The 13455-nt window shown below is 42.1% G+C and carries 8 protein-coding genes and 1 pseudogene; all 9 read right to left on the bottom strand.

The features are described 5' to 3' along the window. A partial coding sequence (locus M0R21_13205) for a family 78 glycoside hydrolase catalytic domain (protein MCK9618779.1) occupies positions 1–2101 on the bottom strand: 2101 nt, incomplete at its 3' end. Positions 2102–2341: 240 nt separating this feature from the next. After that, on the bottom strand, positions 2342–4018 hold the full coding sequence (locus M0R21_13210; protein MCK9618780.1) for a RagB/SusD family nutrient uptake outer membrane protein: 1677 nt from the start codon (positions 4016–4018) through the stop codon (positions 2342–2344). 11 nt (positions 4019–4029) lie between these two features. Next, positions 4030–7326 (bottom strand): TonB-dependent receptor, encoded by a 3297-nt coding sequence (locus M0R21_13215; GenBank protein ID MCK9618781.1) that lies wholly within the window; start codon positions 7324–7326, stop codon positions 4030–4032. A 190-nt stretch (positions 7327–7516) separates the two neighbouring features. After that, the gene (locus tag M0R21_13220) at positions 7517–8521 is read right to left on the bottom strand and encodes a DUF4974 domain-containing protein (protein ID MCK9618782.1); all 1005 of its coding nucleotides are present in this window, start codon (positions 8519–8521) and stop codon (positions 7517–7519) included. Between the two features lie 66 nt (positions 8522–8587). Further along, entirely contained in the window at positions 8588–9169 is a 582-nt protein-coding gene (locus M0R21_13225; protein MCK9618783.1) for an RNA polymerase sigma-70 factor, read from the bottom strand. 198 nt (positions 9170–9367) lie between these two features. Beyond that, positions 9368–10855, bottom strand: a complete 1488-nt coding sequence (locus tag M0R21_13230) for an ASKHA domain-containing protein (protein ID MCK9618784.1) — start codon at positions 10853–10855, stop codon at positions 9368–9370. Between the two features lie 20 nt (positions 10856–10875). Beyond that, positions 10876–11703 (bottom strand): ABC transporter ATP-binding protein, encoded by an 828-nt coding sequence (locus tag M0R21_13235; protein ID MCK9618785.1) that lies wholly within the window; start codon positions 11701–11703, stop codon positions 10876–10878. Continuing rightward, a complete protein-coding gene (locus M0R21_13240) occupies positions 11700–12731 on the bottom strand; it encodes an iron ABC transporter permease (GenBank protein MCK9618786.1) in 1032 nt (343 codons plus the stop codon). Before M0R21_13240 ends, M0R21_13235 begins: the two co-directional genes overlap by 4 nt. Positions 12732–12780: 49 nt before the next feature. After that, positions 12781–13314, bottom strand: a pseudogene (locus tag M0R21_13245) (cob(I)yrinic acid a,c-diamide adenosyltransferase). Positions 13315–13455 lie beyond the last annotated feature (141 nt).

Consider the following 13455-nt stretch of genomic DNA (forward strand, 5'->3'; position numbering starts at 1 on the left):
CACAATCTCCCATCCAACCCCATCGTTCGTCTCGATCAGCTACATCCGCCATCGAACTTTTCAGACAGGACAGAAAGGTCATTGATACGGCACTCCATAACTTATTTAATCTCAAATCGGACGTCTCGAAATTTGCTGTTACCGGACAGCTGTCTGAGATCATTAGTGCTGTGATATCAATTAGGTTTACGGAAGACACAAGACCACTGATCTCAACATAGCGGAAACCGTGGAACGTGAAGTCTGGCGTAAAAGTCTGGGGGCCTTTCCCGGCCAGAATATAAACATCGCCGTTGTCATAGGCGCCCCAAAGGTTTTTGGTGTAGAGTGATCCGTCTTCGTTCAGCGCCATGGCATGGCGCAGTTTGACCTTAGTGCCCGCAGCGCCATCCAAGGTAACCCGGCACACGCCTCCAACACCCTGACCAAAATCACATATCCAGTTACCAGAAGGTGTTTGCTTTAAGGATAAAGGCTTGAACTTGCCCCTGCAGATTATTGGCTGAACAGTTTGCGGCCAGAGGTGCAATTTCCATGCTGGTTTCGAGACCACTGTAGATTTCCAACCTTCACCATGGTAACCAGGCTCGTTCCAGCCCGGGAGTTCACACCGGGAATCGTAAATAATCCCATCGTACATACTCGTTTTACGGTAAGGTCCTTCAAAAGTATAGGACCAAGTTTCATTGGTACCGGTGATCTCGCGTGTGCCATCCTCATATTCAATCTCAATCTGTAATAAAAACCTTGGTATAATGTCCCCAAATCTACCCTGAGCAAAATCTTTGAATTGGTCGTAGCCATCCAACCTGTATCGTGAACGGTACCAACCATCGGCCAGTATGGCTCCGGCCGCATTCGCCCCCTCATGCAACACGGAGGTCACATCAAAGGTCTGTATGGGAACACGTTTGTTATATTGCGTATAACCCGGTGCCATATATGTATCACTGATGCGGGTTCCATTGATGCGTAATTCGTAATTACCCAACGCCGTGGAGTAGGTTATGGCACGTTTTACAGGCTTTTTGCAAACAAACTCGCCGCGCAACAAAGGCGCAGGTCGAAGCCTGCGGCGACTCCCCCCGTCATATTGCGTTTTACCTGCAGTCAGAAGAGAAATGCCGAAACCGGCAGCAATATCCTCGTAAGAATCGAGTGCCGTTGCCTTGCACCCTTTTGCCAAATCGGTTTCTCCATGAAGAACTTCCATTCCCGCCAATTTCAAAACGACCCTCTGTTTCAACGATGTAAGGCGTACATATCTTCCCTTCACCTCCGTAAACCGGATATTAAACGGTTCCTTTTCAGGACTCACGACATCTTCCTTTGTATAATCGGAAACCATCGATTTTACACTCATGTCCTCATAATCGGAAACCTCTATTTTGAACCGCAACGGGAAGTCATAGCTAGGTGAAAGTTCACCTCCATTGGGATAAACGCCTCGCCTGCCTGCGGCACGATGAAGACGGATGCCATTAATGTTCTTTTGGGTGACTAAGTCAATTTGAACCCATTTTTGGTCATTGGGATCATTAACTTTCAACGACATGTATCCGACATGCATCGGACTATCGGAAATAAAATCGGGGGCAGTGATCCACTTTGCCTTCCAGTCCATCTCCTGAAGTAAACCAACAGAAAACAGTGCCGGTTTGCTCCAGTCACTTCCATTTTCCATGCTCTTCAATGCAGTGGTCCAAACCCGTACTTTCCAAAAACACACTGTGCTGGAAGCCAGCGGCTTTCCATTGTACTCAATTTGAATGGTTACATCAGATTCCACACGTCCAGTATCCCACAGATCCGCTTCATCGCGCTTGAGCGCTTTTAGACTAGAGGCAACCAGAACCTGGTAGGCCGTCTGGCGAACTGCCCTCCGAAAATCAATTATTTCCCAGGAAAACCTCGGATGATCTGTATCAATCCCCAACGGATCAGTTAAGTATTCGCAACGCAAATTTGAAAGAGTGGTTTCTCTGATTTCATCCCAAACCTTTGACTTCTTGTCAAACCATGGTTCAGAAGCCTTTACAACGGAATAACTTCCGATTAAGATACTACCAGTCTTAATGAATTTTCGACGATTATATTTCATATTTAAGTACTATTTAAATATAAAGATTGGATTATTTGAACAGGGGACGAGCCGACAGAATGCAAAAGTTGTTTAGGTGCGTTAAGATGTTTAACGCATTAGTTTTACCCCTGATTATCTATAAAATAAGGTGCAACAGTAATTTAGTCCAAATGGAATGAATGAATCAATTCATTTAGCAGATTAACCTAATGTACTATCCTGAGCTCATCGCTCAGGATAGTACATTTCCTTAAAAATTTAATAACCTGGATTTTGTTTTAATGCCCCTAAACTTCTATCAATTTCTATTCGTGCAATTGGAACAAGATAAAGATTATCGGAGAAATGGCGTTCCAAAATTTGAAAAGGGGTATATGTTTTTGATCCGTCCCCAAGCTTTATTATCTTCATACCCATAACATTCTTAATCTCAGTCGTCGTTGCAATTTTCCATCTGCGGACATCAAAGAAACGATGTCCTTCAAAAGCAAGTTCGATCCTGCGTTCATTCTGTATTTTTTTCCTTAATTCTTGACCTGAAGCAGTTACCGGGGGCATATCAACTCCTGAACGGGAGCGTATCATATTGATATATTTTCGTGCATTTACCTCATCGCCCAATTCAAATTTGGCTTCGGCATAGTTTAATAGTATCTCGGCATATCTGAAGAATACATATGGAGAAGTTGAATTAATGCTTGACGCCTTAATATCACCAGCAGGTATAAGTTCGGGTTGTACAAACTTTTTAAGATAATAAGATGTCAAAGAAGCATTCCATGGCGACATAGAACTTCCAGGCGAATCTATTCCTCCCTGGAAAGTTTCTGTCACTCTACCCCTCCAGACAGAACCATCATGCAGAATAGAAGCTTCAAATCTTGGATCACGATTTACATAAGGATTTTGAGGATCATAACCTGAAGCTGAATTAATACTCCCATTTTCTAAATAAGGCAGTTCACCGTTAACCATTTCATACGCATCCACCATGTTTTGTGTTGGTGCATTTGCAAAACCCCCTGCATTATCTGCGTTTCGGCCACACCAAAAATGCGTATAATGACAATTTGCCTGAGTAAAATACCTTGCAAAGATTATTTCCTTATTACTAGTGATGGCCCCGGGCAAAAACAGGTTTTGGTAATTATTGTACAAAGCATAACCGGAATTTAAAAGCGCTTCAGCAGCAGTTGCTGCTTTGGTCCATTTTGCCAGATCATTGGCCGGATTATTTAAAGGGCTTGCTGCATATAGCAATACCCTGGATTTCAATGCCCTTGCTGCGTCTCCGGAAACCCGTCCCAGCAAAGCGCCGGTTTGTTGGTTGGGCAATAAACCAATCGCATCGTCGAGATCTTTGATGATGAAATTTACACAATCATCGTACGAAGCCCTTGATACTTTAGTAAAGTCGTCGTTTAAAGCAAATACATAGTCAATGATTGGAACCCCGCCATACCTACAGATCAAATTGGCATAGGTGAAAGCCCGAATAAATTTCATCTCTCCTTTCAACCTGTTTTTTACTGCAATGTCTATTGGCGCATCATCTATTTTTGTAAAGAAAACATTGATGTTCCGGATATAACTATAGGCTGATTTCCAATAATTTAATCCCGGAGGGGTACCTATCTTAAGGTACGAATCGCTTGGATCAACAGAGGTAACATTATCGGAGGTTAAGCTACCTTGCAAAACGAAGCTCGCATTTGATGAACTATTAATTTCACCACTTATTGCTCCCCCCCAAATACCCCCCTGGTAAAATCCGTGTTCAACTGCATGATAATTGGTTGTTACATACAATTCAATCAGCGACTGATCATTCCAAACACTGGTTTCAGAAATTCTATCCAATGGTTTAAGGTCAAGGATATCCTTGCATGAAGTTAGCGCCAACGCTGCTACAATCAGGTATATTATCTTTTTCATCTTTTTTAGTTTTAAAAAGTTAAGTTGAATCCCATATTCAAAACACGTTGTTGAGAATAATAAAAGGTAGTATTATTAGCTTCCGGATCCTGCCCCCAATCTTTCAAATGGTCATACAAGTAAAACAGGTTAAAGCCATTGACAAAAATCCGAAATCCCTGAACTTTTAATTTTTCAGTGATACGTTTCGGCAAATTGTAGCCAAGTTCCAGATTTTTCAATCGTAAGAAACCTGCATCTTTTAACCATTGAGTAGATTGTACAAGATTACTGTTCCCGCCATAATCATTTCGAGGCATTGTACCTTCTATATTTTGTGGGGTCCAACGACCCTCAGCACGTGCAGTGAAAAAATTTCCTACGTCGGAATTAAATCTTCCAAACCAGTTGGAATAAAATATTGCATTTGCCTGTCCCTGAAATAATGCCGATAGGTCAAACCCTTTATAACTGAATGATGTCGTAAAACCATAAACGATTTGAGGGACATTCGTTTCATTAATTCTTATCTGGTCCCTGCTATTAATCACACCGTCGTTGTTAGCATCCTGAAATATGATATCCCCGGGTGTTGCCCCTACCAGGTGTGGAGTGCTGTTAATTTGTGCCTGATCGCGGAAAATGCCTATTGCATTGTAATATAAGGCTGAACCAATAGGCCTACCAGTGGCTAACTGATACGGTTCAGCTGCTGGCACCTCATCAGCATAAATGACCTTGTTCCTTGCGAAGGAGAAATTTCCGGTTAAACTATATTTTATGGCATGTTTATTATTGATATGCGACAGTTGCAACTCGAACCCCTTGTTTTCGACAATACCCACGTTTTGTGATGGAAGAGCTAATCCGGTATAATCGGGGACAACGGCATTGCGCGTTGTCAGAATATTGGACCGTCTTGTTTTGAAAACATCAAATTCTACGCCCAAAAGATTATCCCAAAGGGTGGCTTCCAATCCGAGATTCGATGTTTTGGCTACCTCCCAGGTTATATCAGGATTAGGCACACCACTCTGGGTCAAACCTGATACATCGTTGTTCCCAATTACATTGCTGTAATTTGTATTGTAGCCATAACTCATCAAATACTGATAAGAACTTACCTGATCATTTCCCATTTCACCATAGGATGCCCTGATTTTTAAATTATTAATAAAGGTCACTCCTTTCATAAATGATTCTTCCGATAATCTCCATCCCAATGAGAATCCGGGGAATAAGCCCCATCGTTTATCTTTGGCAAAATTCATCGATCCATCGTACCTGAAAATTGCCTGAGCTAAATATTTACCTGCATAGTCATAGGATGCTCTGCCAAAATAGTTTTGCCTTGCTGTAGTCGAGGCTGTGCCACTATTCCCCTGATCACTGGCTACACTGCTTCCGGCAAATAATTGAGGAAGTTCCGTAGAAATAAAGTTATTCCGGAAAGCACTTAAATAGTCATAATTGGTTTGCCGCTGTTCGTAACCAGCCATAGCATCCAGATTGTGTTTTTTAAAGCTACGCTTAAAGTTTATTTTAGCGTTAACTGTCATAAATGTACTTTGATCAAAATTTTCAGACAGTGATGCTTTAGCTGAACCAATTGTCGTTTTTGTATATATTCCCGTAAAACTGTTCTTATTGTACACATAAGAGGGAGTATTCCATGTTTTATTAAAATTGTATCCTGCATCGTAGTTAGCACTTCCATCTACCCAAAGTCCCTTGACCCATGGTAGGTCGAGTTTAAAAGATAAAGTACTTGTCACTCCACGATAATTCTGATTTCTGTACCCCGCTGCATCGCTAACCATATTAATTATGTTTTGGCCATCTCTGCATGGGTACAAATAATCCGTACCTGGCCAGTGAAGTTGCCACATAGGCAGGTATAACATGATATGAGAGAATGGATCATTAACCGGACGGTGACGGTCTTCCATTCTTCCTGATAAATCAAAGCCAAATTTGAAGTAATCTGTCACCTGAACATCAATATTTGATCTGAAATTGTACTGCTTATAAGTTTCAGTACCATAATTAAACTGTCCTGGCTGGTTAAGTCCTCCCAATGAAACAAAATATTTCATTTTTTTGCTTCCCCCGGATACCGAAATATCTGCCCGTTGAGTTGGGGTAAGGGTCTTAATCATCAAATCCTGCCAGTTTGTATTAGGATAGTTGTCTGGATCAGTACCATCTCTAAACTTTTGTAACTCGGCATCCGTATATTTTGCAGATAATCCTTGTGCTGCTCTGTATTCATTTTGAACATTTGCGAAAAGATATGAATCAGCCATTTTTTGTGTTCTCGTAGGCTGTGTAAATCCCTGATTAAAGTTAACCTCAAACTGAGATTTTCCGTCAGTTCCACGTTTGGTTGTTACCAAAATCACACCATTTGCTGCCCGCGCACCATAGATAGCAGCAGTTGCATCTTTCAAAACCGTCACATTTTCAATATCATTCGGATTCAACCTGCCTATTCCTGATCGTTCAACGCCATCTATAATTATAAGAGGATTGGCATTTCCGGTAGTACTTAAACCCCTGATGAATATTGTTGGATCGTCATATCCCGGTTCACCGGATCGAGTATTGATGATAACCCCGGGAAGGCGTCCTGTCAGTGAATTGGCCAGATTTTGGGCCGGGATTTTAACCAATTCAGCGCCTTTGGTTGAAACGATAGAACCTGTAGCTACCACTTTCCTTTGGGTGCCATAACCAATGGCTACCACTTCTTCAATGCCAACGGTTTCTTCAGTAAGCACCACATTAATAGTTGATTTACCTGCAACGGCAATTTCCTGTGGTTTCATCCCCACAAACGAAAACTGCAAAATGGCATTGTCAGGAATATTGGAAATTGAAAAATTGCCGTTATTGTCTGTTATGACACCAACAGTTGTCCCCTTCACCACGACAGAAACACCTGGAAGTGTTGCACCGAATTGATCGGTGACTTTACCGGAAACGGGTTTTTGTTGAAAAAGACTTGCAACATTCTCGTTTGCATTTTCTTTCGATACGATCGCAATATACTTGTCGAAAACCTTGAAGGTCAAATTGGAATCCTTGAGCAGGGAATTGAGTACTTCATCAACCGTTTGCTGATTTGCATCAACGTTATGTTTGACATTTGGATCGATTTCGTTGCTCCGATAAAAGAAACGAAACTCAGAAACCTTTTCAATTTCACTTAAGATGTTCTCAAGCGAGGCATTTTCCATTTTCAGTGACAGTCTGGTGTTCTGGGAATAGGAGTTCGTTGCATAAGTTTGCATCAAACTGATTAAGAGAAGTAACGTTGTAATTCTCATAATTCGCAATAATTTGGTTAATCTCCACTTGATCGGTGAAGATTGATAAAAATTTTTCATAATTTTGACACATTAAGTTTTGGATAATTTTTTCGCATTTCAAAATTTAATCGGAATGCCTGATCATTTTATGTCAGTGCATGAGGGTCGGGAATAGTACAAATATTTCCGGCCCTTTTCCCTTTGATTTCTACTTTTTCATTTTCATTGGCAAATGTTTAAGGTGAATTACGTTTGGTTGATTGTTTTCGGGTTCAATTTGATATCCGATCCTGGAAATATATGTGAGGATCTCCAAAATCTGGTCTATTGGTTTGGTTTTCAATATAGAACCTGAAAAGGCAATATCTTTAATACTCTCCTGATCGAACACAATTTTGACACTGTACCATTTCTCCAGCTTCTTTGCTATCTCTCGTAAAGATTCCTTCCGGAAAACAATGGTTCCTGTTGTCCAGCTGGTATAAAATTCCACATTAACCTTTTTCAGGTTTAATATTCCGGCAGATTTACTGAATTCGGCATTCATATTCGGAAGAAGCTCAGCAACAGTATTTCCGCTTTTATTCTGTATTGCCACCTTCCCCTCAACAAGTGTGACATTCGTTTTTTCATTCTCAGCGTAAGAATCCACATTGAACCTTGTTCCAGTTACCTCTACATCCAGATCTGTGGTTTTAATAACAAACGGATGGTTTTTATCGGAAGCAACCTCAAAGAAAGCTTCACCATCAAGTTCAACAACTCTTGATTTAGCGCTAAAACTTGAAGGGTACCTTAATTTTGTTCCCGAATTGAGCCATACCTTGGTTGAATCGCTCATGGCTAATATGGCGCTTTGTCCTAACGGAACAGTCAATTCTTGCCACGCAACATCCTGGTTGAAGAATTTTTGGGAAACCATGTATTGAACCAATGCCCCAACTGAAAGAAAGATCAGGATAGCTGCCGCATATTTCAAATATCCGGTAAATATCAGGGCTTTAAAATTTCTGCGCTTGAATTGCCTAAACGGCAGGTCAACATCCACATTGGGATTTTCGTATTGAATACCCGAAAGTGCCCAGCAATTTAAAATATCATTGTATGTTTTGCGATTTTCGGGACTCATTTCGATCCAATCCATAACAGTCTTCATTTCCGACTGATCGGTAATATTTCCAGTGACAAAATCGATAAGCTGTTCTTCCTTCATTTTCCGGCATTTGTAATGTATAATCCATAAGTTGGGTTTTACCCTGAGTGAAAATTACAAATATTTTTAGCGGAAGAGAAAAATCACAAGTGGAAGGTAATCTTTGAGTGTGATACGGAATATTTTAAGGGCGTTGGAGATGTGCGTTTCCACGGTTTTCTGTGCAATTTGCATTTCATCGGCGATTTCTGAATATTTCTTTTCATCGAAACGGCTCATTTCGAAAGCCCTCCGGCATTGCGGAGACAAACTGTCCAGTGTCTGTTGAATAAGCTTCTCTATCTCATAAAAAGCCAGGGAGGAGGTATCCAAACTGTTCAAGGCATCATGAATAAGACTCATACGTTGCTCAGCCAAATTACCAAGATGCCGCTTCTCTAATTTTAAATCCCGGATATATTTCAGGCACCTGTTTTTGGTCACGGTAAAAAGCCAGGCATTCAGGTTGGTCTCAATTGTCAGTTTTTCCTTGTTGTCCCACAAGGAAGAAAACACATCCTGAATAATGTTGGAACAGGCTTCTTCGTTGCGAAGATACTGAAGTGCAAAATGGAAAATACGTCGGTAGTGCGATTTATAGATAACCTCAAACGAAGAAATATCCCCATTTTTCAATTTCCCGATTAACGAACTATCGTAGATATACATTCCGACCCATTTTTTTCGATACAAATGTAAGAAATTCTGACACTAGTGTTATGGGAGGTTCCGGTGATAAGCTTGGTTAAGATTATCCAATAGTTTTCAATTTTTAGGTTTTATTACTTCAGACATAGAGAATTTTAAGATTACTTCTTGAATTTGACTGAATTACTAATCAAGAGAGGAGGTCCCTTCTTGTGATTTTTATTGAAACAGCATTTTATCCACATAGATATCCTGAAATCTAGGATCACTTTCCAGGTTGATATGAGTAGTTTTTGTCAGAATTTCTTCAATTATTTCTGGGTTTGAAAACAGGAATATCTTTGCCCCAATCAGCGCTGTATTTCCCATTTTATGAATTTTTTGCTCCTCAATTTCAACCATTCCTGTTGCGACAACATTGCCTATATTGATGTAACTTCCGAAGCCACCAGCAATATATATTTCCTGAATATCGAAAAGCTGAATCGAAAGCTTATTTGCCAGAATGGACAGACCGGCAGAAATGGCGGCTTTGGCCAACTGAAATTCGTTGATGTCCTTTTGCGTCAGGGTCACTTTCCCTGCAATATGAATTTGCTCTTCTCCTGAAATGATTTCGCCGAACATCCCGATCAGTTCCAGCTTGCGGAAAATGGCGATGGCATCAACCAGGGCGCTACCACATATTCCCTTTGGTAAAGTATTCCCGATCACACTGGCTTCTATCTTTCCATCTACCAGATTTAGAGACGAGATTGCACCGGTTACAGCCCTCATGCCCATTGAAATATTAGCACCTTCAAAGGCTGGACCGGCTGCCGTTGATGCACAAACAATCTGGGTTTTATTTCCTATGACGATTTCTCCATTGGTTCCCAGATCAATCAGAGCTGTATAATTTTCCTTCTGGTGAAGTCCGGTTGCTGCAATCCCAGCCAGGATGTCGCTTCCCACAAAACTTCCGATGGATGGGTAAAATTGTACTTTTTCGGTTACCTGAAATTTCCATTCCAGTTCTTCCGGATTAAATGTTTTCATGCCTAAACTATCGCTGTGAAACGGGTACATCGAAAGAGGAGAAACATCACAATTGCTAAAGATCAGTTGCATGGCCGTGTTGCCAACCAGAACCACTTTTTGAAGGTCGACTTCGTGTTTTTTTAGCATTAATTTAATCATTGTTCCGATGGCTGAACGGATTATCCGGGCCATTTCAGAAGCATTTCCATCCAGACAAGCCTGAATTCTGGAAATCAGATCGGCACCAAATTTAACCTGCGGGTTCAGCATGGTTTCAACAGCCAGCACTTTAGCCGATGATAAGTCGATCAATTGGGCAACTACTGTGGTAGTTCCCAAGTCAACAGCCACACCGAATCCTTTTTGCGGAACGAAATCAAACTCGCTTTCGTCTGCCAGGATCAGGTGATTAAATTGTTCAATTTCGAGGGTGATATCGCCGGTACATTGGCTGAAACAGGCCAGCCTCCATTCAGGAGAAAGGCCAAGTTGTTCAATTTTCCGCTGGTGGGCATCAGTTGTTTTTATCTCCCCATCCAAAAGCCTGACTTTGCATTTTCCGCAGGTTCCTTTGCCCCCGCAAGGAAACTCAATCCCGAATTCATGAAGCACGTCAATCAACGGAGTTTGGTTGTTTACCTGCAATTCTTTGCCAAGGGGGTACAAGCAGATGGTATGTTTTTTCATGTTTATAATTTTAGGTTTCATCAATCAGACAAAGTCTCATTCCTTTTCATTTGTAAGTCGTTAATCACTTTCCCGGAAGCCAGGAAAACAGCTGGTTTGCCTGACAGAGGGTTATTTTGGGTAACTATTACGGTTTGGTAAACATCCTCAATATTTTGGAAAGTCAGAACATCTTCCGGAGGACCTTGAGTATGTATTTTGCCTTTGTTGACCAGAATCAACCGGTCGCAGTATTCCGATGCCAGGTTCAGATCGTGAATGACCATCAGTACCGAAAGTCCCATTTCCTGGTTCAGTTGCTGCAACACATTCAGGATATGAACCTGGTGTGTAATGTCGAGGTGCGAAGTCGGTTCGTCAAGCAAAAGCAGCTGAGGTTGTTGGGTTAGGGCACGGGCAATTCCGGCAAGTTGCTGTTCACCACCACTTAATTCCGACATCAGTTGATCCTTAAACCGCCAGGTGTCGGTCATTTCCATGTACTTGTGAGCAATTTCAAAATCCTCGTCGGTTTCGAAAAAATTGAAACGGCTGTGGTACGGAATCCGGCCCATCAGCACGTAATCTTCCACACTTATGTCGCCTGCTTCAATAAACTGGCTAACGATGGCAATGTTTTGAGCCCGCTCCCGCAGCGAAAACGACCTCAGGTTTTTATCCGACAACAGAATTTTTCCAGATTTCAGGCCAAGGGTTCCGGTTATGGCGCGGAAAAGCGTAGTTTTTCCCGATCCGTTGGGACCAATGATTCCGGCGAACGAACTTCTCGGAATATTGAAGTTAATATCGGACAACTGAAATTTCGGGTATCCGCAACACAGATTTTGTAGGACCAGAATATTGTTCATCGGCTTTTATTAAGTGAACGGATGGAAGAACGGCTCATCATCAACAGGAAAACAACACCACCGGCAATCCCGGTAATCACCCCTATGGGTAATTCGTTGGGCGATATGATGGTGCGTGCAATGACATCGGAAAGAACCAGAAAAATGGAACCCGACAAAAAGGAACTGATCAGCAGGATCCGGTAATCGGAACCCACCAAAAGGCGCATCAGGTGCGGGATAATCAGCCCAACAAAACCGATCACACCGGCCACCGCCACCGAAACACCGGCAAGCAGCGAGGCAAGCAGGAACAAGAGTTTGATTACGGTGTCGGTATTAATTCCGAGATGTTTGGCCTTTTCTTCGCCCAATCTCAAGGCATTGAGCGGCTGCACAAAAAAGTACGAAACGACCAGGGAAACAAAAGCCAGAATCAAGGTGATGTATATCAACATCATGTCGGGTTCATCCAATGATCCCATGATCCAGAAAATAATACCGTGCAGGTTTTCTGAACTGGTAGTTGCCATCAGAAGCATCATGGCCGACGACGCGATGAAACTGACCATTACCCCGGTAAGCAACATGGTTTGAATATTCACACGGCCATTGCGGGTGCTGATGGTGTAAACCAGGAAAATAATCAGGAACGAACCGGCAAAACCTGCAAGGGGCAGCATAAACGACCCAACGAGTTGATGCAATCCGAATACGATAACGAAGGCAACGCCCAATGACGCACCACCAGAAATCCCAAGCGTATAAGGCTCAACCAATGGATTGCGGTAAACACCTTGCAATAAAATGCCAGAAAGGCTGAGCGCCCCACCAACAGCAATGCCAAGCAACACGCGTGGAAAGCGGATTTGGCATAAAATGGTATATTCCATACTTTCATGCCCTTTCCGGAGAATACTTAAAATGTCCATAAACCCGAGGTTCATTTCGCCAACCGACAGAGACAAAATCACAGAAGCAACAAGCAGGACAACTAATCCAACCAGATAGAGCGACCATTGAAGGTATTTTTTCTGCATTTCAATCATGCCGGAACGTTTATTTCGTATAATCTGATTATATTTTTCATTCTCATAGTTAAAATTCAATTCCCTGACGACTTTTTATTTTCCGGTCGTAAGGATGTTTCACCTTCTGAATGTAGCTCACGTAATCGGCCACTTCAATCAGGCCGTCGCTGGCACCCCTGCCTGTGAGGACCAGCTCCAGATTGAATGGTTTCAGGGCAATGAATTCGAGCAATTCGGTTTCGGCCAGTGTGCCATCACGTACCGAGATCAGGATTTCATCCAGAACAAGCAAATCAGGCTTCTCCTTTTGAATAAATGCAGCAAGTTGGGCCAATCCGTCTATTACATCGTTCCGGCTGCTTTCCCGTGTCACTTCCGTGTTAAACGACCAGTGCCCTTTAGTAAAACCAAGGATGGTTGCACCAAGATTCTGTTAACCTTGAATTTCATTGTAGCCGTACAGTTCGGGCTGTTTATTGAAATGCGCGTAACAAACTTTCATCCCATGGCCCAGCGCACGAACAGCCAAACCTATCGAGGCCGTAGTTTTTCCTTTTCCTTCGCCAGTGTATATGTGTATTAATCCTTTTTTTAGTTGCATATCATATGGTTATTGAATATTGAATATTGATTCTTAAATATTTTACATTGACCAAGATGCTTGACCACTGCGGCAACTTACTGAACATCTCCGCCCAGCACCCTGTATACATAATCCAGATCGCAGCATTCCCGGATATGG

It is taken from the genome of Lentimicrobiaceae bacterium, assembly GCA_023227965.1.
Classification (GTDB): domain Bacteria; phylum Bacteroidota; class Bacteroidia; order Bacteroidales; family JALOCA01; genus JALOCA01.